This window comes from Mycolicibacterium obuense (assembly GCF_055397605.1).
This window is the reverse complement of sequence record NZ_AP043663.1, coordinates 3,340,120-3,362,889: the sequence shown is the minus strand read 5'-3', so window position 1 is coordinate 3,362,889 and position 22,770 is coordinate 3,340,120. Positions and strand designations below refer to the sequence as shown.

Below are 22,770 nucleotides of genomic sequence, written 5' to 3'. Positions count from 1 at the left end.
CAGATCGCCGCCAGGGCGAGCAAGGTGGTGACATGAGTGAGAGATGGGACTGTGTGGTGATCGGCGGTGGCGCCGCGGGGCTGAGCGCCGCGCTGGTGCTGGGCCGGGCTCGGATGCGCACGCTGGTGGTTGACTCCGGGGCGCAGAGCAACCTTGCCGCGCACGGCATCGGCGGACTCCTCGGTTTCGACGGGGTGCCGCCCGCGCAGCTGTATGCGAGGGGCCGCGACGAGGTCACCCGATATCCGTCGGTCGAGGTGCTCGACGGCGAGGTCGCGTCGGTGATTGCACACGAGGGTGGCTTCACGGTCGGGCTGGCCGGCGGTCGCGCCGTCGAGGTGCGGCGGGTTCTCCTGGCGACCGGTATGCGCTACGCATTGCCCAGTGTCACAGGGCTCGACCAGTTCTGGGGTGGCTCGGTGTTCCACTGTCCGTTCTGCCACGGCTGGGAGATGCGCGAGCAGCCCCTCGGGGTGATCGCACAGGGGGAGCGGGCGGTCCACATGGCGACGCTGCTGAGTCAATGGAGTGACGACGTCGTGGTGCTGTCCAACGGGCCTGCCGAGGTGAGTCCCGCCGGCCTGGAGCGTATGACGGCGCGCGGGATCGCGGTCGACGAGCGTCAGATCGCGCGAGTGTCGGGTGCTGACGGACAGCTGGACACCGTGGTGTTCGCCGACGGCACGACGCTGAGCCGGCGGGGCTTGCTGGTGGCGAGCACGCTGTACCAGCGCAGCGGGCTGGCACGAGCGCTCGGGGTGGCTTTCGCCCCACCCAGTCCGTTGTCGGAGGAAGCCATCGCGGTGGACGCGATGTGGCAGACCTCGGTGCCGGGTGTGTTCGCGGCCGGGGATGTGAGCGTGCCCATGCCTCAGGTGGCTGCCGCGGTGGCCTCGGGGTCGGCGGCCGGCGCAGCAATTGTTCGCAGTGTGGCGGAGGGAGACGTATGAGTACCTATGACGAGCAGGACGTGAAGGCGCACTGGGAAGCCAGATACGGCGAACGGGAACGTGTGTGGAGCGGGCGGGTCAATCCGTGGGTCGCGGAGGTGGCGGGTTCGCTGCCGCCCGGCCGGGCGCTCGATCTCGGCTGCGGTGAAGGTGCAGATGCCGTGTGGTTGGCGGAGAACGGATGGCACGTCGTCGGGGTCGACATCTCCGAGACGGCGCTGCAGCGCGCGACCGAGGAAGCGGCCCAACGGGATCTGTGCGATCGGACGGACTTCGTTCAGATGAACCTCTCCAAGGATTTTCCGGAGGGGACCTTCGATCTGGTCTCGGCCCAGTTCCTGCAGTCGATGGTGCAGCTGGACAGGGAACGCATCTTCGCCGCGTCGGCGCGGGCCGTCGCGCCAGGCGGGGTGTTGATCATCGTGGACCACGGCGCAGCTCCGCCCTGGGCGAATCTGAAGCACGATCACGAGTTCCCGACGGTGGAGGGTGTGCTGGCTCAGATCGACCTGGATCCTGGGCAGTGGGAAACGCTGCGTGCGGCGCCTGTGGAGCGGAATGCGGTCGGGCCCGACGGCCAACAGGCGGTGCTGATCGACAACCTCATCGTGCTCAGGCGCCGAGCCGACGGCTGAGTTGTGGCAGGTCGAGTTGTCGGTGGCGCGGTGTAGCGTCGGGATCATGTTCGCACAGGTGTTCGATTTCGATGGTTCGGCCTCGGAGGCTGAGCTGCGCGAGATCGTGACCCGGTGCGAACAACTGAAAGCCCAAGCTGCGGCGGCGCAGGCCCGCGCGACCGCATTATGGGCCGAGAAACGCCGCGCCGCCGAGGCTGAGGCGGGGATGCCGTTGCGGCGGCGCGGCCGGGGGTTGGCTTCGGAAGTGTCGTTGGCACGGGCGGATTCGCCGGCCCATGGCGGGCGACACCTGGGGTTCGCCCAAGCCTTGGTGCACGAGATGCCTCATACCTTGGCCGCGCTGGAGGCCGGGGTGTTGACCGAATACCGGGCCACGCTGATCGTCAAACAATCCGCCTGCCTGATGGTCGAAGACCGGCGGGCGTTGGATGCCGAATTATGCGCTGATGAGGCGGCTTTGGTCGGGTTGGGCAACACCCGCATCGAGGCCGCCGCCGCGGCGATCGCCGCGCGCCTCGACGCCGCCGCCGTCGTGCAACGCAAAGAACGCGCAGCGGCATCCGCGCGGGTGTCGACCCGGCCCGCACCGAACGGCATGGTGCAGCTGACCGCGGTGATGCCGCTCTCCCAAGGCATCGGCGTGTATGCCGCCCTGCGCCGGGAAGCCGATCTGTGCGGCGACGGGCGTGCGCGTGGACAGGTCATGACCGACACCCTCTACCACCGAGTGACCGCCCGCCCGGCCGAGACACCGGTGCCGATCGCGGTCAACCTGGTGATGGCCGACACCACCCTGGTCGGTGACGACGACAGTCCCGGCTGGGTCGAGGGTTACGGGCCTGTCCCGGCCGCGGTCGTGCGGGATCTGGTGTCCGATACCGTCACCGACGAGTCGGCGAAAGCGACGCTGCGGCGGCTCTACCGGCATCCGAGTTCCGGCCAACTGGTCGCGATGGAATCCCGGGCCCGGATCTTCCCGAAAGGGTTGGCCGCGTTCATCGGGCTGCGCGATCAGACGTGTCGCACCCCCTACTGCGACGCCCCGATCCGCCACCACGACCACGCCACCCCCGCCCGCCGGGGAGGGAAGACGTCTGCTCTGAACGGGCTCGGCACCTGCGCAGCCTGCAATTACGCCAAAGAAGCCCCCGGCTGGACCGTCACCACCCGCGAGGCCGAGGGCCGCCACACCGCCGACTACACCACCCCCACCGGCGCGACCTACCACTCCACCGCACCACCCCTGCCCGGACCCTCGGTACGCCGCCGCTACAGCGTCATCGAAGGGGGGCTCAGCATCGACATCGTGGAATTGGGCGTCGAACTGAGTGCTCACCTGAAGCGGTCCGCGTGACCGAGCCTCGTCACCGAAGGCATTCGTTTCCGGAATCGCCGCGGCAGGCGCTACGTTGTCAGGGCGGATGAGCTGGCCGGGCGGCCGCGGACCACACCAGACCGGACAGGGGTACGGCCGAGGTGGTTCGAGGAAAGTCCGGACTTCGCAGAGCAGGGTGATTGCTAACGGCAATCCGAGGTGACTCGCGGGAAAGTGCCACAGAGAGCAGACCGCCACACCGGGTCTTCGGACCAGGGGTGGTAAGGGTGAAACGGTGCGGTAAGAGCGCACCAGCGCTCCGGGTGACCGGAGTGGCTAGGCAAACCCCACCCGAAGCAAGGCCAAGAATGTCGCGTGGGGGGCGCGGCAGCGCAGACGCCCGAGGGCTGCTCGCCCGAGTCTGCGGGTAGGCCGCTCGAGGCACCCGGCGACGGTGTGCCCAGATGGATGGTCGCCGCCGCCCCGCCAGACATGGTGGGGCGGAACAGAATCCGGCTTAGAGGCCAGCTCATCCGCCCCCGACGGGTTCAGGCCTTCTTGACGGCCTTCGCCAATTGCTCCAGGGCGTCGGCCACCTGATCTTCGCAGCGCACCGCCAGGTCGTGTTCCTGCTGGTACAGCAGCCCGTAGGTGAACGTGTCCTCGCCGGCGGCGTGCGCCTGCTGGGCCTGCCGGCTCAGATGGGCCCTGCTCACCACGCTGTCCTGATGATCGCCCAGCAGCGACTGGATGGCTTTCGCCCGATCGGCCACCTTGGCTTTCCCGGTGGCCGCGGCCGTGTACCGCAGCTGCTTGGCGCGCTTGCGGATCTTGTGCAACGCCTCGTCGGCGTGCTCGCCGCCCTCCTCGGCGGTCGCCTTCTTCGCCGCTTTGCGCACCCGCTTGTAGGCCGAATCGATGGTCACCTCGGCGGGTTCTTCGCCGGGTGCGAGCGAGGGCTCGGCCGTCGTCAATTCCTCCAGCGCATCCAACAACCGGAAATACCTGGGTGTGCGCATCGCCGCCAACGAGCGCTTCCACCCGGTCTCGTATCGCTTCTTCGCGCCCTCGACCAGCCGCTCGCGCACCGGTCCCCGTACGAGGTCGTCAGGCAATCCATCCAATGCGCGCTCATACCGCTCGGCCAGGACCTCCGCATCCCGCGCCACCCCGAGCACACCGGCCAGTTCGCGTAGCTCCGCGAGCACCCACGAGTCGTCGTCGATGCCGAACGCGCCCTCCGACGACTGCAGCAGGCTGCGGATCTTGCGCGTCGTCACCCGCATCTGATGCACCGAGTCGTACACGTCCGCTCGCACGGCGCGGTCCCATTCGACCAGTTGGGCGACCTGCTCAGCCACCGCGCGGTGCACCGGATCGTCGAGCGCCGCCGGATCCTCACCGGCGGGGGTCGCCAGAACCCGAGCCAACTTAGAGCCGTGCCCGGCCGCGCGGGCCCCGGCATCGAGCAGACGACGCGTCAACGGCTTGAACAATCCGCGATCTGCGCCTTCGGCGAGCTCGAGCTCCCACTCCCGCCAGTGCTGCTCCTCGCCGCCCACCGCGCCCGCGGCCACGTGGTCGTCGCAGAATTCGGCCACCTCGGTCCCGTCGGCGCCGTAGAGCGTCGTCACCTCGCGCACGGTGCTGATCCGCGCGACCGGAGCGAGCCCGTGATCCCTGACGATCGCGAGGACGACGTCGCGCAGCCTATCGGGCACCTGCGGATGCGCCGGCGTGCCGTCCTCGAGGGGAAGCCGGACCTCGGTGCGGCTGTCTGGACCTGCCGGCAGTTTCAGATGCCACCCCGCGTCCGTGCCGCCGGTGCGGCGACGCAGCGTGATGCGGTGGCGCGCCAGGTCATGGGCCGATGTGTCGTAGTAGACAGCGTCGAGAGACTGTGACGGCGACCGCTCTACACGAGACACCGCAGCCAAACCGTCGAACGACGGGGACACCGTCGCATCGTCGACGTCGAACTTGCGCTCAGTCTCGGTGTACCTGGACATATCGGACGGTCGGCCGGGCATGGACACCTTCGTTTCGGCGGGATCGGGGCCACAAGACTGCCACACGGAGGTGAACCGCAAACCCGGTCGCCGTTATCGAACCGGAACCCACTCGACATCAGACTCGCCGGACGGGTGTACACGACAACTTAAGTAACTCTTACAATTCTCTCATGAGTCCAGAGATGAGGCTCGAGGATTATCTCGACGCCGAAGGCAACATCGAGATTCCTGTCGGAGTCACGCTGACGTCGTTCATGGATCGCCACGCTGAGCAGTCGGGTGAGGCGCCGGCCTACCGCTACCTCGACTACGAGCGCGACTGCACGGTCGAGTTGAGCTGGTCGCAGATGCGCACCCGACTCCGCGCCGTCAGTGCCCGGCTCCAGCAGATCACCGACTCCGGCGACCGCATCGCGATCCTCGCCCCGCAGGGCGTCGAGTACGTGGTCGGGTTCTTCGCCGCCATCCAGGCCGGCGGCATCGCCGTCCCGCTGTTCGCCCCCGAACTGCCCGGGCACGCAGAGCGTCTCGACGCCGTACTGGGAGATGCGCAACCGACCGTCGTGCTGACCACCACTGCGGCCGCCGCGGCGGTGCGCGACTTCCTGCGCACCATCCCGCGCGACCGACGGCCGCGGATGATCGCCGTCGACGCCGTTCCCGACGCCGTCGGCGAGCACTTCACACCGGTCCACATCGACACCGACGACATCGCGTACCTGCAGTACACCTCCGGATCCACGCGCACGCCGGCCGGCGTCGAGATCACCCACCGCGGCGCCGCGACCAACGTGGTGCAGATGATCGAGTCCGTGGGACTGGACTGGAACACCCGCAGCGTGAGCTGGCTGCCGCTGTTCCACGACATGGGTCTGTTGATGATCATGTTCCCTGCACTGGTCGGCGCGCACATCACCCTGATGTCACCCGTGGCCTTCGTGCGGCGGCCCTACCGCTGGATCCGCGAGCTCGGCGCATCGGATGCGCCCACGTTCGCGGCGGCCCCGAACTTCGCGTTCGAACTCGCCGCCCAGCGCGGCCGCCCGCCGGCCGGCGAGACGCTCGACCTGACCAACGTGGCCGGCCTGATCAACGGCTCCGAGCCGGTCAGCATGGCATCGGTCGATGCCTTCGTCGACGCGTTCGCGCCGTACGGACTCGACCCCGCAGCGATCAAACCGTCCTACGGAATGGCCGAGGCGACGCTGTTCGTGTCGACCACCGAGTCCGGATCTGCGCCGAAGGCTGTGCACCTCGACCGGCAGGCATTGGGCGGGGGAGACGTCGTCCAGGTCGACGCCGATGATCCCGACGCCGTGATGAGCGTGTCGTGCGGTCAGGTCGCGCGCAGTCAGTGGGCGGTGATCGTCGACCCGCAGACCGAGGCCGAGCTGCCCGACGGGCGAGTCGGTGAGATCTGGTTGCACGGCGACAACATCGGCCGCGGGTACTGGAACCGCGCCGACGAAACCGAGCTGACCTTCCACAACAAGCTGCAGTCGCGCTTGACCGACCGGAGCCACGCCGCCGGCGCGGCCGAGAGCGCCCTGTGGCTGCGCACCGGTGACCTGGGCGTCTACATCGACGGCCAGCTGCACATCACCGGGCGCGTCAAGGATCTGGTGATCGTCGACGGTCGCAACCACTATCCGCAAGACATCGAGGCGACGGTCTCCGAGGCCTCCACAGCGGTGCGGTCCGGCTTCGTCACCGCGTTCTCCGTGCCCGGTGCGGGACGCGAAGAGGTGGTGATCGTCGCAGAACGTGCCCCCGGCGCCGGACGCGCGGACGCCGCCCCGATCGTCGAAGCCATCCGCGCTGCCGTGTCGCGACGCCACGCCATCCCGCTGGCCGACATCAAACTCGTTGCGGCAGGGGTGATCCCGCGGACCACGAGCGGTAAGTTGGCGCGCCGGGCCTGCCGGGCGCGCTACCTCGACGGCACCCTCTGAACCGCGGCGCGATAGCGTCGCCGGTGTGAGCGACTTCCACACCATCGACGTCCACCGCAGCGAGGGGCTGGTGCGGCTGACGCTGAACCGGCCCGACGCGGCCAACGGCATCAACGCCGAGATGGCGCGTGAGCTCGCGGCGGCCGCCGCCGCATGCGACGACCCGACCGTGAAAGTCGTCGTCATCACCGGCGCCGGCCGCTTCTTCAGCGCCGGAGGGGATCTCAAGGACTTCGCCTCCGCGCCGCACCGCGGCCGCCACCTCAAGGGCGTCGCCGACGACCTGCACCGCGCGATCTCGACACTGGCGCGCTGCGACGCCGTCGTGATCACCGCGGTCAACGGTGCCGCGGCGGGCGCCGGGTTCTCGCTGGCGGTGCTCGGGGATCTCACCCTCGCCGCGGAGTCGGCCTCCTTCACGATGGCCTACACCCGAGTCGGATTGACGCCGGACGGCAGCGCCACCTATCTGCTGCCGCGCCTGGTGGGGATGGCGCGCGCCAAGGAACTGATGCTGACCAATCGCAGGCTGTCGGCCCAGGAAGCGCTGCAGTGGGGTCTGGTCACCGAGGTGGTCGCCGACGACGCACTGGCGACGCGCGCCGACGAGCTCGCCACCGCAATGCTGGCCACCTCCGGCGGAGCCAACGGTGGCGTCAAGGCGCTGCTGCACGACAGTTTCGGCAACGGGCTAGAGGCCCAGATGGAGGCCGAAGGTCGGTTGATCGCCCAGCGCGCCGAGTCCGCCGACGGCCGCGAAGGTGTGGATGCGTTCCTGGCGAAGCGGACCCCCGACTTCGCCTGACGGTCAGAAGGAGTGTTCCTCGGCGGGGAACACTCCGGTGGCCACCTCGGCTGCGTATTGTGCTGCAGCGCGGCGCAATTCATCGCCCACGGCGCCGAACTTCTTGACGAACTTCGCGGTGCGGCCGCTGGTCATGCCGGCCATGTCCTGCCAGACCAGCACCTGGCCGTCGCAATTCGGGCCGGCGCCGATGCCGACGGTCGGGATGGTCAGCTTACCGGTGATCTGCGTGGCAAGCTCGGCGGGAACCATCTCCATCACCACCGCGAACGCACCGGCTTCCTGCACGGCGATCGCGTCGTGGATGGTCTGCTCGGCGCCGTCACCGCGGCCCTGCACCTTGAACCCGCCCAGGCCGTTGACGCTCTGCGGGGTGAAGCCGATGTGGGCCATCACCGGGATTCCGGCCGACGACACGGTGGCGATCTGCTCCGCCATCCGCTCGCCGCCCTCGAGCTTCACCGCATGTGCCCCGGTCTCCTTCAGGAACCGGGTGGCCGTCGCCAGAGCTTGCGCCGGACCGGCCTCGTAGCTGCCGAACGGCAGGTCGGCCACCACCAGCGCGTGCGGTGCACCCCGGACGACGCCACGCACCAGCGGGATCAGCTCGTCGATGGTCACCGGGACGGTGGTGTCGTAGCCGTACACGACGTTGGCCGCCGAGTCGCCCACGAGGAGCACCGGAATCTCGGCCTCGTCGAAGACCCTGGCGGTCGAGAAGTCGTACGCGGTCAACATCGCCCACCTGTGGCCTTCTTGCTTCCACTTGGCGAGGTGATGAGTGCGGATCTTGGTCCGCGGAGCAGCGGTGTGGGTGGCAGCCCCGTACACACTCTGTTCAGACATCGATGTCTCCAGATGGGTGGTCGTTTCGAATCCTCGAGGCCACTCGGGGTCCCCGGGTTCCGCTGACCCGTCAAGTCTGCCATCACGTCACCAGAAGTTGAACAACGCGTTAAGTGGATTTGCTCACATCCACCTGCGGCGCGCTTACGATCGGCGGATGCAACGGCTCAGCGGGCTCGACGCCAGTTTCCTGTACCTCGAGACCGCGGCGCAGCCGTTGCACGTGTGCTCGATTCTCGAGCTGGACGCCTCCACGATGCCCGGCGGCTACTCGTTCGCCAAGCTGCGTGACCTCCTGGCCGAACGCATCCGCGCGATGCCCGAGTTCCGGGAACGGCTGGCCGACAACCGATTCAACCTCGACCACCCGGTGTGGGTGGACGACAAGGACTTCGACGTCGACCGGCATCTGCACCGGATGGGCCTGCCGTCCCCGGGTGGCCCGCGCGAGCTGGCCGAGATCTGCGGACACATCGCGTCCCTGCCGCTGGACCGCACCCGCCCGCTGTGGGAGATGTGGGTGATCGAGAACCTCGGCAGCGACCCCGACGATGGCAGCGCAAGTCAGCGCATCGCGGTGATGACGAAGGTGCACCACGCCGCCGTCGACGGCGTGACGGGCGCGAACCTGATGTCGAAGCTGTGCACCACCGAGCCCGATGCCCCCGCCCCGGAGCCCGTCGCCGGTCCCGGCGGCGGAAGTGATCTCGAGATCGCCCTCAGCGGCGCCGCGCGCTTCGTGAGCCGGCCGCTGGGCCTGGTCAACGCGGTGCCGAACACCCTGACCACGGTGATCGACACCGTCCGCCGGGTTCGCAGCGGGCAGACGATGGCGCCGCCGTTCATCGCGCCGAAGACCGCGTTCAACGCCAACGTGACCGGGCATCGCAACGTGGCGTTCGCCCATCTGGATCTCGACGACATCAAGACCGTCAAGAACCACTTCGGGGTCAAGGTCAACGACGTGGTGATGGCCCTGGTCTCAGGGGTGCTGCGCACGTTCCTGCTCGACCGGGGTGAACTGCCGGACAACTCGCTGATCGCGATGGTGCCGGTGTCGGTGCACGAGAAGTCCGACCGGCCCGGCCGCAACCAGGTGTCGGGGATGTTCGCCCGGCTGGAAACCAACATCGCCGACCCCGTCGAGCGGCTCAAGGCCATCGCGGAAGCCAATACCGTTGCCAAACAACACAGTTCGGCGATCGCAGCCACCTTGCTGCAGGACTGGACGCAGTTCGCCGCGCCCGCGGTGTTCGGCGCGGCGATGAGGGTCTACGCCAGCAGCAGGCTCAGTGGTGCTCGTCCGGTGCACAACCTGGTGGTGTCGAATGTGCCGGGACCCCAGGGCAGGCTCTACATGCTGGGCTGCGGCGTGGAAGGGATGTACCCGCTGGGGCCGATCTTCCACGGGTCCGGGCTGAACATCACCGTGATGTCGCTGTCGGGCAACCTCGACGTCGGCATCGTGAGCTGCCCCGAGCTGCTGCCCGACCTGTGGGACATGGCCGATGACTTCGACGTTGCGCTCGAAGAGCTGCTCAACGCGACCAAGTAGGCGCTCCGACCGCGCCTTGCCAGCGCAGATGCCGGTTCATGGCAGCATGTGTTGCCATGAAGCTCATGACCGGGATCGCGAGATCCGGCCTCGTCCTCGCGGCGGTCATGCTGCTCGTTGCCGGTTGCAGCAAGGTGGTCGACGGCCGTGCCCTGCTCGCGGTCCCGCGCCCCGGCTCGCCGATCCAGTGGAGCGCATGTAAGGCCGTCGGGCCGTCCGATCGCTCCCGCATCCCCACCGGTGCCGAATGCGGGCTGCTCTCTGTCCCGGTGAACTGGGACAACCCCGACAGCGCCGAGGGCGCGGTCGCCCAGCTCGCCGTGGTGCGGTTCAAGGCCACCGGTCAGAAGATCGGCTCGCTGATCATCAACCCTGGTGGACCCGGTGAATCGGGGGTCAACGCCGCCGCCAACATGCTCGCGACCATGCCCGAGGCGTTGCGCGAGAAGTTCGACCTGGTGGGCTTCGACCCGCGCGGCGTCGCGAATTCCTCACCCGCGGTGTGGTGCAACAGCGACGCCGACAACGACCGGCTTCGCGCCGACAACGTGGTGGACTACACCCCCGACGGCGTGGCGCACATGGAGAAACTGACCAAGGAGTTCGTCCAGCGCTGCGTCGACAAGATGGGCAAGGACTTCCTCGCCAACGTCGGGACGGTCAGCGTGGTCAAGGACCTCGACGCGCTGCGCCAGGCCCTCGGCGACGAGAAGCTGACCTACCTGGGGTACTCGTACGGCACCCGCATCGGCGCCGGCTACGCCGAGGCCTACCCGGACAAGGTGCGGGCGATGATCCTCGACGGTGCGGTCGACCCGAACGCGGACCCGCTCGAGGCCGACATCCGCCAGGCCGCCGCGTTCCAGAAGGCCTTCGACGATTACGCCGCAGACTGCGCCAAGGACGAGAACTGCCCGCTGGGCACCGACCCGGCCAAGGCCGTCGAGGTCTACCAGTCCCTGGTCTGGCCGCTGGTCGACAAGCCCGCCGCCACCGCCGACCCCCGTGGCCTGAGCTACTCCGACGCGGTGGTCGGCACGATCCTGCCGCTCTACTCGCCGAACCTGTGGCGGCACCTGACCCAGGCGCTGACCGAGATCAAAGAGGGCCGCGGCGACACCATGCTCTCGCTGGCCGACCTGTACATGGGCCGCGACGCCCAGGGCCACTACAACAACTCCACCGACGTCCGCGTCGCCGTCAACTGCGTCGACAAACCCGCGATCACCGACCGGGCCACGCTCGTCGACCAGGACCGGCGACTGCGTGACGCCGCGCCCTTCATGAGCTACGGCACGTTCACGGGATACGCGCCGTTGGGCACATGCGCGATGTGGCCGGTGCCGCCCACCAGTCAGCGCCACGAGATCAAGGTCAACGGGCTGCCGCCGGTCCTGGTGGTCTCGACGACCAACGATCCCGCGACCCCGTACCAGGCCGGTGTCGACCTGGCCAAGCAGCTCGGCGGGAGCCTCCTGACCTATGAGGGCACCCAGCACACGGTCGCCCTGCAGGGCAACGCCTGCGTCGACGACATCGCCACCCAGTACCTGCTCGACCTGACTGTGCCGCCGGCCGGTGCCCGATGCTGACGATCACCGTCGTGGGCGAATCCGACCTGCCCGACCTGATGCCGCTGATGCGCGGGTACTGCGACTTCTACCGTGTCGATCCCGCCGACGCCGACCTCACCGCGATGATGCGGGCCCTGATCGCCGACCCGCGAGAAGGTCTGCAGCTCATCGCTCGTGACGAGGCCAGAGCCGCAGTGGGTTTCGCGACGGTGTTCTGGACGTGGCAGACGCTCTACGCGGCCCGCGTCGGAGTGCTCAACGACCTGTTCGTGACCGAGCAGACCCGGGGGACCGGTGCCGGTCGGGCGCTGATCGACCGCTGTCTGCAGCTGTGCCGCGAGCGGGGAGCCCAGAAGCTGGTGTGGGAGACGGCGCCGGACAACGTCACCGCCCAGCGTCTCTATGACGGCATCGGGGCCGAGAAGTCCAGCTGGCTGACCTACGAGCTGGACGCCTGATAACAGCCCGGTCACCGTTGGGCCCCGTCCGAAGCCGCGCGCGGCATCGCGTGACAGCATGGACTCCCATGTGGCGGGTGGGACGGGCGATAGCAGCTGTGTGCGTCATGACGGCTGCTCTGTGCCCGCCCGCGGCCGCGCAGCCATCCGCAGCGCCGGCGGTGTCGTGGGGGACGTGCGCCGACGTCGTCAAAGACGCCTCCCGCATCCCCACCGCTCGATGCACCACCATCTCGGTACCGGTGGACTACGCGAAACCCGATGGCGCACAAGCGCAATTGGCGGTCATCAAAATTCCAGCCAGCGGCCGGCGCATCGGTCCGCTGCTGGTGAACCCGGGCGGACCGGGCGCCTCTGCCGTCGACACCGTCGCCGACATGGGCGCATCCCTGGCCGGCTCGCCGATCGCGGAGCAGTTCGACCTCGTCGGTATCGACCCCCGCGGCGTCGGACACTCGACTCCGCAGCTGCGCTGCCGCACCGACGCGCAGTTCGACGCCTACCGGGCCCAGCCGATGACCGACTACAGCCCCGCCGGCGTCGCCCAGATCGAAGGCGTGCTGCGTGATTTCGCCGGCCAGTGCCTGTCCGCCATGGGCGCCGACTACCTGGCCAACATCGGCACCGCCGTCGCCGTGCGCGACATGGACACCGTCCGCGAAGCACTCGGCGACGCGCAGATCAACTATCTCGGCTTCTCCTACGGCACCCAGCTCGGCGCCCTCTACGCGGGCCGCTACCCCGACCGGGTGCGCGCCATGGTCCTCGACGGTGCGGTGGACCCCAGCCTCGATCCGATCACCGCGAGCGTCAACCAGATGGCCGGCTTCCAGAAGGCCTTCGACCGGTACGCCGCCGACTGCATGTCCGACGCCGACTGCCCGCTGGGCACCGATCCGGCTCAGGCCGTCACGCGCTATCACCAGCTGATCGACCCGCTGGCCGCCCGGCCGGCCGCCACGTCGGACCCGCGGGGACTGAGCTACCAGGACGCGTTCACCGGAACCGTCTCGGGGCTGTACTCACCGCGCTACTGGCCCTACATCACCAGTGGCCTGCTCGGGCTGTCCCGCGGCACCGACCCCGTCGACCTGCTCCTGCTCGCCGACGACTACCAGCAGCGCGACCGCACCGGCCACTACAGCAACCGGCAGGACGCGTTCACCGCGATCCGCTGCCTCGACTCGGTCTATCCGGCCGATCCGGCCGTGTGGGCCGACGCGGACAGGCGCATCCGCGCCGCGGCTCCGTTCTCGTCGTTCGGACAGTTCACCGGCTTCGCCCCGCGCAACACGTGCGCGCTCTGGCCGGTGCCGCCCACCCCGGTCGTCGGCGCCGCCACCTCACCCGGGCCCGGCAAGGTCGTCGTCGTGTCCACGACGGGCGACCCGGCCACGCCGTACCAGGCAGGGGTCGATCTGGCCCGGCAGTTGGGCGCCCCACTGGTCACCTTCGACGGCCCGCAGCACACCGTAGTGTTCAACGGCGACCGGTGCGTCGACACCACCGTCGTCGACTACCTCACCGCGCTCACGCCGCCGCCCGCCGGTTTGCGCTGCTAGCCGCGTCGTAACACAGAATTAACAGGCGGAAATTAGGCTTCGGTCATGGATCGGCAGAAGGAATTCGTGCTGCGCACGCTGGAAGAACGCGATATCCGCTTCGTCCGGCTGTGGTTCACCGACGTGCTCGGATACCTCAAGTCGGTCGCGATCGCTCCCGCCGAGTTGGAGGGCGCGTTCGAGGAGGGCATCGGCTTCGACGGATCGTCGATCGAAGGCTTCGCCCGGGTGTCCGAAGCGGACATGGTGGCCCGGCCCGACCCGTCGACCTTCCAGGTGCTGCCGTGGACGTCCAGCGCCGGTGAGCACCACTCGGCGCGCATGTTCTGCGACATCACCATGCCCGACGGATCACCGTCGTGGGCCGACTCCCGGCACGTCCTGCGTCGCCAGCTGTCCAAAGCCAGCGACCTCGGCTTCTCCTGCTACGTGCACCCCGAGATCGAGTTCTTCCTCCTCAAGCCCGGCCCCGACGACGGCACCCCGCCGGTGCCCGCGGACAACGGCGGCTACTTCGACCAGGCCGTGCACGATTCGGCCCCGAACTTCCGCAGGCACGCCATCGACGCCCTGGAGCAGATGGGCATCTCGGTCGAATTCAGCCACCACGAAGGCGCCCCCGGCCAGCAGGAGATCGACCTGCGATACGCCGACGCGCTGTCGATGGCCGACAACGTGATGACGTTCCGCTACGTCGTCAAGGAGGTCGCCCTCGCCGACGGTGTGCGCGCCTCGTTCATGCCCAAGCCGTTCGCCGAACACCCGGGCTCCGCGATGCACACCCACATGAGCCTGTTCGAGGGCGACAACAACGCCTTTCACAGCCCGGATGACCCGCTGCAGCTCTCCGAGGTCGGAAAGTCGTTCATCGCAGGCATTCTCGAGCATGCGCAGGAGATCAGTGCCGTCACCAACCAGTGGGTGAACTCCTACAAGCGGCTGGTGCACGGCGGTGAGGCGCCGACCGCGGCGTCCTGGGGCGCAGCGAACCGTTCGGCTCTGGTGCGGGTGCCGATGTACACGCCGCACAAGGCCTCGTCACGCCGCGTCGAGGTGCGCAGCCCCGATTCGGCCTGCAATCCTTACCTCGCATTCGCCGTCCTGCTGGCCGCCGGCCTGCGCGGCATCGAGAAGAACTACGTACTGGGTCCGCAGGCCGAGGACAACGTGTGGAGCCTGACACCCGAAGAGCGGCGGGCGATGGGCTACAAGGAGCTGCCCGGCAGCCTCGGCGTGGCGCTGACCGACATGGAGAACTCCGAGCTGGTCGCCGAGGCACTCGGCGAGCACGTCTTCGACTTCTTCCTGCGCAACAAGCGCGCCGAATGGGAGAACTACCGCAGTACCGTCACGCCGTTCGAGCTGAAGAACTACCTGTCGCTCTAACTGCGAACGGGCCGGGCTAGATTCACCGGTATGGCCAAACCCGCGACGCAGCGTCCCAAGCTGCCCGGTGTCGGCCGACTCGGGCTCGTCGAGAAGACCGCGCAGGCCGATCTCGATCAGCTCGGCTGGAACACCGACGCCCACGTCGAGCTGCTGTGGTCGCTCTCCCGGGCACCGGACGCCGACAGCGCCCTGCGCACGGTCGTGCGGCTCTCCGAGGCGCTCGGCCGCGACTGGGCCGAGCTCGACGCCGCGCTGCTGACCGACAAGCCGCTGCGCGGCCGGTTGTTCGCCGTGATCGGTTCCTCGCTGGCGCTCGGCGATCACCTGGTGGCCAACCCGCACTCGTGGCGCCTGCTGGCCGGCCGGGTACGTCTGCCGAGCATCGCCGAGTTGGCGCGGATGTTCGCCGACGCCTCCGAAAAGGTAAGCGGCGCAACGGCTGCTGCGCCGGCGCTGCGCACCCTCTACCGGGATCGGCTGCTCGTGCTGGCCGCCCTCGACGTGGCGCCGACCGTCGAGAACGAACCGGTGCTGCCGTTCACCGTCGTCGCAGAGCACCTGTCCGACCTCGCCGACGCGGCGTTGCAAGCGGCGCTGACCGTCACCACCCGCGCGGTGTGCGCGGAGCGAAAAGAGGAGGCCCCGCCACCGCTCGCGGTGATCGCGATGGGCAAATGCGGCGCGCGAGAACTGAACTACGTCAGCGACGTCGACGTCATCTTCGTGACCGACGACGGTTCGCACAGCCGGCTGGCGCTGGCCACCCGCATCGCCGGGGAGATGATGCGGCTCGCGTCCGACGCGTTCTTCGAAGTCGACGCCGCGCTGCGGCCCGAAGGCAAGCAGGGTCCGCTGGTGCGCACCCTGGATTCCCACGTCGCCTACTACGAGCGGTGGGCCAAGACCTGGGAGTTCCAGGCCCTGCTCAAGGCGCGGCCCGCCGCCGGTGATGCCGACCTCGGTCGCCGCTACGTCGAGGCGCTGATGCCGATGGTGTGGACGGCCAGCGAGCGTGAGGCCTTCGTGCCCGACGTGCAGGCCATGCGCCGCCGTGTCGTCGAGCTGGTGCCCGCCGGAGTGCGCTCCCGTGAGCTGAAGCTGGGCACCGGCGGGCTGCGCGATGTCGAATTCGCCGTACAACTCCTGCAATTGGTGCACGGCCGGCTCGACGAGTCGCTGCACGTGGCGTCCACCGTGAACGCGCTGGCCGCCCTCGGCGACGGCGGCTACATCGGACGTGACGACGCGGCCAACATGACGGCGTCCTACGAGTTCCTCCGATTGCTCGAACACCGCCTGCAGTTGCAGCGGCTCAAGCGCACCCACCTGCTGCCCGAGGACGACGACGACGAGGCGATGCGCTGGCTGGCGCGCGCCGCGCACGTGCGGCCCGACGGCCGTCACGACGCGCTCGGGGTGCTGCGCGAGGAACTGAAGCGGCAGAGCCACCGGGTGTCGCGGCTGCACGCCAAGCTCTTCTACCAGCCGCTGCTGGAGTCCGTCGGCGAGACGGCACTCGGACTTTCCGAGGTGATGAGCGCCGAATCGGCCGAAAGGCAGCTAGCCGCACTGGGTTACGAGGGGCCGCAGAGTGCGCTGACCCACCTGGCGGCCCTGACCAGCAGCGGCGGCCGGCGGGGCCGGGTGCAGCAGGTGCTCCTGCCGACCCTGCTGGACTGGCTCTCCGACACCCCCGATCCTGACGCCGGTCTGCTGAACTACCGCCGGCTCAGCGACCAGATGGCCGACCAACGGTGGTATCTGGCGACGCTGCGCGACGAGGGCGCCGTGGCCAAGCGACTGATGCACGTGCTGGGCACCTCGGCGTACGTGCCGGAGCTCCTCATGCGGGCACCCGAGGTGATCCAGCTCTACGCCGACGGACCGAACGGGCCCAAGCTGTGCGACGTCGACACCGACGGGGTGGCCCGCTCCCTGGTCGCCTCGGCCGCTCGGCACAGCGACCCGATTCGCGCGATCTCCGCGGCGCGCTCCCTGCGCCGCCGCGAACTGGCCCGCATCGCGTCTGCCGATCTGCTCGGCATGCTCGACGTCACCGAGGTGTGCGCGCAGCTGACGTCGATGTGGGTGGCGGTGTTGCAGGCCGCCCTGGATGCGGTGATCCGGGCGAACGCCCCCGCCGGCGGGCCGCCGGCGCGCATCGCGGTGATCGGGATGGGGCGCCTCGGCGGACGCGAACTCGGCTACGGCTCGGACGCCGACGTGATGTTCGTGTGCGAACCGCGCGACGGCGTCGAAGAATCCGTCGCGGTGAAATGGTCGGCCACCGTGGCCGAACAGGTGCGTGCCCGGCTCGGCACGCCGGGCGCCGACCCGCCGCTGGAGGTCGACGCGAACCTACGGCCCGAGGGCCGCTCGGGGCCTCTGGTGCGCACGTTGGCGTCTTATGAGGCCTACTACTCACAGTGGGCGCAGGCGTGGGAGATCCAGGCGCTGCTGCGCGCCCACCGGGTGGCCGGCGACCTGGAGCTGGGGGAGCGCTTCCTGCTGATGATCGACAAGACCCGCTATCCCGAGGGTGGCGTGTCGGCCGAGGCGGTGCAGGAGATCCGCCGCATCAAGGCACGGGTGGACGCGGAGCGGCTGCCCCGCGGCGCCGACCCGAACACGAACACCAAGCTGGGCCGGGGCGGGCTCGCCGACATCGAGTGGACGGTGCAGCTGCTGCAGTTGCGGTTCGCGCACAAGATCCCGGCGCTGCACACCACCTCGACGCTGGACACGTTGAACGCGATAGGGGCCGCTGAGCTGATCGCCGAGGGCGACATCGAGCTGCTGCGCGATGCGTGGCTGACCGCCACGCGGGCCCGCAACGCCCTGGTGCTGGTGCGCGGCAAGCCCACCGATCAATTGCCCGGGCCGGGCAAGCTGCTGGGCGCCGTCGCGGTGGCCGCCGGCTGGCCCGAGGGCGACGGCGGCGAATTCCTCGACAACTACCTGCGGGTCACCCGGCGTGCGAAGGCCGTGGTGCGCAAGGTGTTCGGGGGCTAGCGCGGCGTCTGCCCGGCCCGGCCGCTGGACACCAGTCCAGCAATGCTAAGAAACATAGATGGACTTGACGTTCGACACGATCAGCGCGGAGGAGTACGACGAACACCGCCGTCGGTTCGATCCGCTGACCGACGCGCTGCGTGCCCTCATCGACGTGGGCATCCACACCGACGTCGACGATTCGACCGTCCTGCTCGCACTCGAACACCTCGAAGAGGCGCACGCACTGCTCGAGCAGAAGGTGCGCACCACGCGATCGACGCTTCGGCACGCCGACACCGGCCGCGCCGTCGTCTGGGGCAACCCCGCGATCGGGCTCCGAAACGCCATCGCGCCACCGATGGAGGTGCACCGCGAACCCGACGGCTCCTGCTGGAGTGAGTTCACCCTCGGCCCCATGTACGAGGGTCCGCCGGGGCGGGTGCACGGCGGTATCTGCGCGCTCCTCCTCGACCATCTGCTCGGGGAAGTGGCCAGCGAGGGGTTGAACCTGCCGAAGTTCACCGGCACCATCAGCCTGCGCTACGTGCGCGGTACCCCGCTGGGACCGTTGCGGGCGGAGGGGTTCGTCGAGCGCAGCGAGGGGGCGAAGACCTTCGCCCGCGGCTATCTCAAGGACGCCGACGGGGCCACCGTCGAGGCCGAGGGCGTGTTCATCATGCCGGCCTGGGCGCGGGACGCCGGCAGATCCGCATGAAGGTATACGTGTCGATCGCCTTCCAGGAAACCTCCGACGCGATCGAATTGGCCCGCGCCGCAGACGAACTGGGGTACGACGGCATCGGCATTCCCGACCACGTCGTGAATCTGGAGACCCTGCAGACGCCGTACCCCTACACCGCGGACGGCAGCCGGCGCTGGGAGGCCTTCACCGACTGGCCCGACCCGTGGGTGATGATCGGCGCCATCGCCCTACAAACCGCTCGTCTGCGCTTCGTCACCACCGTGTACCTGCCTGCGATGCGCGACCCCTACTCGGCGGCCAAGGCGATCGGCACCGCGGCCGTGCTGGCCGGCGGCCGCCTCGAGCTCGGCATCGGAGTGGGTTGGTGCCGTGACGAATTCGAGCTGCTCGGCCAGCAGTTCGAACGACGCGGCAGACGTACCGACGAGATGCTCGAGCTGATGAAGGCGCTGTGGGCGCCCGGCTGGACCGAGCACTCCGGCGAGTTCTACACCGCACCCCGCCTCGAGATGGAACCCACGCCGCCGCCGATCCCCGTCTACGTCGGCGGGTTGTCCGACATCGCGCTGCGCCGCGCCGCGCGGCACGACGGCTGGATCGGCGATCTGATCACCACCGACCAGGCCCTCGAGCGAATCGCCACGCTGCGCCGAATTCGTGCCGAAAACGGCTCGGACATGGCCGGTTTCGAGGCGATCACCCCGCTCAGCGACGCCTTCACCCCCGAGCACTACGCGCGCGCCGAGGCGGGCGGTGTCACCGGCATCATCACGATGCCGTGGATGTTCTACAGCGGTCCGGCCGCCACGCTCGAGCAGAAGATCGACGGCATGCGCCGCTTCCGCTCGGACATGGGGCTAGAGGACTGACGTCACCGTCGTCGGTACGATCGTGACGCGCACCGTGATGTCCGACGTGCCCCCGTGGCCGTCGTCGACGGTGACGGTGAACGCATCACGGCGGTCCGACAGCGGCGCCTTCGGTGCACCGGCCGCTGCGCGCGCAGCGTCGGTCGGCACGTAGGTGAATCCGCCGGTGCTGGTGACGACCACGCTGCCCTTCTCGGTCACCGCGGTGCCCCGGTAGGTGAGCAGATCCCCGTCGGCGTCTTTGGCGGACACCTGCCCGCTGACCAGACCCGTGGCGTCGTCGGTGGTGCTGGTGTAGGACAGCTGCGACGGCGCGCGATTCGCCGACGGCTTGATCGACACCGTCACCGGGACCGCCAGGGTGCCACCGAAACCGTCGGACGCGGTGACGACGAACGTGTCCACCTTGTCCTGTTCGGTGGCGTTGTCCGCACCGGCCTGGTGACGTGCCGCAGCGCTCGGGGTGTAGGTGAACGTGCCGTCGGCGTTGACGACCACGCTGCCCTTGGGGGTGAGCCCGGTTCCGCTGTAGGACAACGAGTCCTGGTCCGGATCGGTGGCCGTCACCGTTCCGGTCACCTTGCCGGTGAACACGTTCGGTGCGCCCGCGGTGAACGTGCCGTCGACCGGCGCATGGTTGTCCCCGCCCAGCGGCGCGATGCCGACCCGTACCGTCAGCGTGGTGGTGCCGCCATGGCCGTCGTCGATGGTCACGCGGAAGCTGTCGATCTTGGCGCTGCGCGGTGCGAACGGCCGACTCGCCTGTGCCCGAGCCGCTTCCGAGGGTGTGTAGACGAACGTGCCGTCCTCGGCGACCGAGACCGTGCCCTTACGGGTCGTGGACGCAGAGCGGTAGGTGAACGAGTCCCCGTCGGCGTCGACGGCGGTGACCGCACCGGTGACCACGCCGGTGTTCGGATTGGTGAACACGTCCTTGACCGACGCCGACGTGGGTGCCACGTTGGCGGGCTTGACCGCAACGGTGACAAGGGTTTTGGTGACACCCCCGTGATCGTCGGTGACGGTGATGACGAAGCTGTCCTGCTTGTCCAGCTGCGAGGCGTTGTCGGCAGCTGCCGCATGCCGGGCCTGCGGAGACGGTGTGTAGGTGAACCGGCCCCGCTGGTCGATCACCACGGTGCCGCCCTTGTTGGTGTCGCCCACCTCGTAGGTCAGCGGATCGCCGTTGGGGTCCTTCGCGATGACCACGCCGGTCACCGTGGAGCGCAACGGCGATGTCCGGGTGCGGACCTTGACCTCGGGATCGATGTTGTCGGGCTTGATCGGCACCGTGACCGTCACGACCGTCACGCCGCCGTATCCGTCGGCGACCGTCACGGTGTAGGTGTCGGTCTTGTCCGCCTCGGTGGCGTTGGAGGCACCCGCGGCGTGCCGCGCCTCGTCGGTGGGCAGGTACGACATGTGCCCGTCCTCGTCGATGCTGACCGTGCCGCCCTTGGCCGTCGGGGACAGCGTGAACGTGTAGGCGTCACCGTCGGCGTCGCGGACGCGAATCGAGGAGCGGACCTCCGCGCTCCCGAAGGGCGACAGACGCGGCTTCGTCAGCTGGATGGTGGGCGGGGTGTTGGCCGGTGCGATCTCGACGGTGATCGGCACGGTGGTGATGTCGCCGGAGCCGTCGACGACGGTGAGCACGAAGCTGTCGGCCTTGAGCGCGGGGTCGGCCCCCACAGCGGCCGCGGCGTGGCGCGCCTGCTTGGTCGGGGTGTAGGTGAAGGACACCGTGTCGCCGCTGACCGACACCACGACGGTGCCCTTGCTCGGGCCGCTGGCCACGGCGGTGTCGGCGTCGGGGACGACGACCTCTCCGGTGACCACGCCGGCATCGTCGGGCGGGTTGACGACCGGTTGCTCTGCGACCACGGCTGATCGCAGGCTCGCCATGGTCACCTGGTCGGTCTGACCCAGTTGACGCCGCGCGGCTGCGGCCAGCAGCCACATCGCCGGCGAGGCCACCGGCGCGACCGGGGCGTCCTTCGGGTTCAGGACGGAGGAGAGCAGTTCGCCGAGCCGGACCCGGGTGGTCGCGGTGGCCCGTTGGGCGGTGTCGTTCGCTGGGGCGATGACATCGGCCGGTACGACATGGACCTCCGCAACGGCGGCGACGACCTTCGCCGGCGCCGGGGTGACCGTCGCCGCGGGGCCCGCGTCGTCGTCCGGCTCGGTACTGCGCACGCGGGTCCGTTCGACCTTCGGGGTCTTCACCGGCGCGTCCTCGCGGACCGTGCGCAGCGGACGGTGCCGCGACGGCGTATCTGCATCGGTGTCGGTATTGGTGTCGGCGTCGGTATCGGCTCTGCCGGCCCTCTTCGACTTCCGCGCAGGCTTCTGGTCGTCGGTCTTCGTGTCCTTCGCCGCCGATGCCGTCGACTCCGCGTTCGAGCTCACCGATGGCGTGCTGTCCCCGGAGTCGTCGGCCCAGGCCACGCCCGGAGTGGCGCCGATCCCGATCCCGACACCCAGCGCGAACGCGAGTGCGCCGATCCTGCCGACGTGCTTAGAAGAAGACCCCACAGTGCTACCCCCCGACAATTGCCAACACGGTCAATATCGGGTCATCCTAGGGACCTCAGCAACGAAAAAGAGTGGCGTTCAGCGAATCTTTTCCTCGTGTCTGCAAACTCGGATGCCAGCAGCGTTCGCTAGCGGGGTGCGGTCAGGAGCAAAGGCGACGTCAGCGCCGTGCGACCACTGTGCCCCGTCGTCGCCCGTCGACCGACCAGGCACCCCCGCCGGTCGTTGCCAACAGCAGGAACGCGAAGCACAGCAGCACCGCCAGTTCACCGCCGTTGCCGCCCATCTGCGGGTCGAAGGGCCAGAAACTCGCCGGCGCCCCGCTGAACAGCGCCCAGTGTTGCCAGAAGTAGGCGACCGCCATCTCGCCGGAGGCGATGAACGCGGCGATCCGCGTCAAGAATCCGACCGTGATCAGGGCGCCGAGGGCGATTTCCAGGATTCCGGCGAACCAGAACGGCCACGTGCCCGCCGGGACCGCCGTGCCCAGCGGCCAGCCGAACACCTTCATGGTGCCGTGCAGCAGCAGCACCACGCCGGTCACGATGCGGAAGATGCTCAGGACAGGGGAGGAGTACGCGGACAGTCGGGCGTCGAGTCGTTGCGTCATGCA

Annotated in this window: 17 protein-coding genes and 1 other RNA gene; 14 read left to right on the top strand and 4 right to left on the bottom strand. The window is 69.0% G+C overall.

Annotated elements, in window-relative coordinates:
* Positions 1-32: 32 nt before the first annotated feature.
* The 4 genes from ACZ50N_RS15930 to rnpB all read left to right on the top strand — a co-directional run bounded on the left by ACZ50N_RS15930 (position 33) and on the right by rnpB (position 3,439).
* Entirely contained in the window at positions 33-950 is a 918-nt protein-coding gene (locus ACZ50N_RS15930; RefSeq protein ID WP_464473269.1) for an NAD(P)/FAD-dependent oxidoreductase, read from the top strand.
* Positions 947-1,585, top strand: coding sequence for a class I SAM-dependent methyltransferase (locus ACZ50N_RS15925; RefSeq protein ID WP_464473268.1), 639 nt, complete (start codon positions 947-949; stop codon positions 1,583-1,585). The genes ACZ50N_RS15930 and ACZ50N_RS15925 overlap by 4 nt, the downstream gene beginning before the upstream one ends.
* Before the next feature lie 46 nt (positions 1,586-1,631).
* Positions 1,632-2,942: an HNH endonuclease gene (locus tag ACZ50N_RS15920; RefSeq protein ID WP_464473267.1), complete on the top strand. Its 1,311-nt coding sequence runs from the start codon at positions 1,632-1,634 to the stop codon at positions 2,940-2,942.
* A gap of 68 nt (positions 2,943-3,010) precedes the next feature.
* Positions 3,011-3,439: RNase P RNA component class A (gene rnpB, locus ACZ50N_RS15915), an RNA gene on the top strand.
* 12 nt (positions 3,440-3,451) lie between these two features.
* Here rnpB and ACZ50N_RS15910 read toward each other — a convergent pair.
* Positions 3,452-4,933 (bottom strand): CYTH and CHAD domain-containing protein, encoded by a 1,482-nt coding sequence (locus ACZ50N_RS15910; protein ID WP_464473266.1) that lies wholly within the window; start codon positions 4,931-4,933, stop codon positions 3,452-3,454.
* Positions 4,934-5,085: 152 nt separating this feature from the next.
* On the opposite strand from ACZ50N_RS15910, the gene ACZ50N_RS15905 reads away from it, so the two are divergent.
* Both ACZ50N_RS15905 and ACZ50N_RS15900 read left to right on the top strand, forming a co-directional pair.
* The gene (locus ACZ50N_RS15905) at positions 5,086-6,867 is read left to right on the top strand and encodes a fatty acyl-AMP ligase (protein ID WP_464473265.1); all 1,782 of its coding nucleotides are present in this window, start codon (positions 5,086-5,088) and stop codon (positions 6,865-6,867) included.
* 25 nt (positions 6,868-6,892) lie between these two features.
* Entirely contained in the window at positions 6,893-7,672 is a 780-nt protein-coding gene (locus ACZ50N_RS15900) for an enoyl-CoA hydratase/isomerase family protein (protein WP_464473264.1), read from the top strand.
* Positions 7,673-7,675: 3 nt separating this feature from the next.
* Here the strand turns inward: ACZ50N_RS15900 and panB are convergent, their stop codons facing one another.
* Positions 7,676-8,518 (bottom strand): 3-methyl-2-oxobutanoate hydroxymethyltransferase, encoded by an 843-nt coding sequence (panB, locus tag ACZ50N_RS15895; RefSeq protein ID WP_073682966.1) that lies wholly within the window; start codon positions 8,516-8,518, stop codon positions 7,676-7,678.
* 157 nt (positions 8,519-8,675) lie between these two features.
* Between panB and ACZ50N_RS15890 the strand changes: the two genes are divergently transcribed.
* The 8 genes from ACZ50N_RS15890 to ACZ50N_RS15855 all read left to right on the top strand — a co-directional run bounded on the left by ACZ50N_RS15890 (position 8,676) and on the right by ACZ50N_RS15855 (position 19,622).
* Positions 8,676-10,073: a WS/DGAT/MGAT family O-acyltransferase gene (locus tag ACZ50N_RS15890; RefSeq protein WP_464473263.1), complete on the top strand. Its 1,398-nt coding sequence runs from the start codon at positions 8,676-8,678 to the stop codon at positions 10,071-10,073.
* 56 nt (positions 10,074-10,129) lie between these two features.
* Positions 10,130-11,665: an alpha/beta hydrolase gene (locus ACZ50N_RS15885; protein ID WP_464473262.1), complete on the top strand. Its 1,536-nt coding sequence runs from the start codon at positions 10,130-10,132 to the stop codon at positions 11,663-11,665.
* Positions 11,659-12,105: a GNAT family N-acetyltransferase gene (locus ACZ50N_RS15880; RefSeq protein ID WP_464473261.1), complete on the top strand. Its 447-nt coding sequence runs from the start codon at positions 11,659-11,661 to the stop codon at positions 12,103-12,105. Before ACZ50N_RS15885 ends, ACZ50N_RS15880 begins: the two co-directional genes overlap by 7 nt.
* A gap of 107 nt (positions 12,106-12,212) precedes the next feature.
* On the top strand, positions 12,213-13,667 hold the full coding sequence (locus ACZ50N_RS15875; RefSeq protein WP_464473260.1) for an alpha/beta hydrolase: 1,455 nt from the start codon (positions 12,213-12,215) through the stop codon (positions 13,665-13,667).
* A gap of 45 nt (positions 13,668-13,712) precedes the next feature.
* Positions 13,713-15,053: a type I glutamate--ammonia ligase gene (gene glnA, locus ACZ50N_RS15870; RefSeq protein WP_464473259.1), complete on the top strand. Its 1,341-nt coding sequence runs from the start codon at positions 13,713-13,715 to the stop codon at positions 15,051-15,053.
* A gap of 30 nt (positions 15,054-15,083) precedes the next feature.
* Positions 15,084-18,068 (top strand): bifunctional [glutamine synthetase] adenylyltransferase/[glutamine synthetase]-adenylyl-L-tyrosine phosphorylase, encoded by a 2,985-nt coding sequence (locus ACZ50N_RS15865; RefSeq protein WP_464473258.1) that lies wholly within the window; start codon positions 15,084-15,086, stop codon positions 18,066-18,068.
* Between the two features lie 58 nt (positions 18,069-18,126).
* On the top strand, positions 18,127-18,765 hold the full coding sequence (locus ACZ50N_RS15860; RefSeq protein WP_046362826.1) for a PaaI family thioesterase: 639 nt from the start codon (positions 18,127-18,129) through the stop codon (positions 18,763-18,765).
* The gene (locus ACZ50N_RS15855; protein ID WP_046362827.1) at positions 18,762-19,622 is read left to right on the top strand and encodes a TIGR03619 family F420-dependent LLM class oxidoreductase; all 861 of its coding nucleotides are present in this window, start codon (positions 18,762-18,764) and stop codon (positions 19,620-19,622) included. Before ACZ50N_RS15860 ends, ACZ50N_RS15855 begins: the two co-directional genes overlap by 4 nt.
* Here ACZ50N_RS15855 and ACZ50N_RS15850 read toward each other — a convergent pair.
* Positions 19,611-22,157 carry a cadherin-like domain-containing protein gene (locus ACZ50N_RS15850; RefSeq protein ID WP_464473257.1) on the bottom strand — a complete coding sequence of 849 codons (2,547 nt, stop codon included), beginning with the start codon at positions 22,155-22,157 and terminating at the stop codon, positions 19,611-19,613. The two genes, ACZ50N_RS15855 and ACZ50N_RS15850, sit on opposite strands and share 12 nt — an antisense overlap.
* 160 nt (positions 22,158-22,317) lie before the next feature.
* On the bottom strand, positions 22,318-22,767 hold the full coding sequence (locus ACZ50N_RS15845; RefSeq protein ID WP_464473256.1) for a DoxX family protein: 450 nt from the start codon (positions 22,765-22,767) through the stop codon (positions 22,318-22,320).
* Between the last annotated feature and the right edge of the window lie 3 nt (positions 22,768-22,770).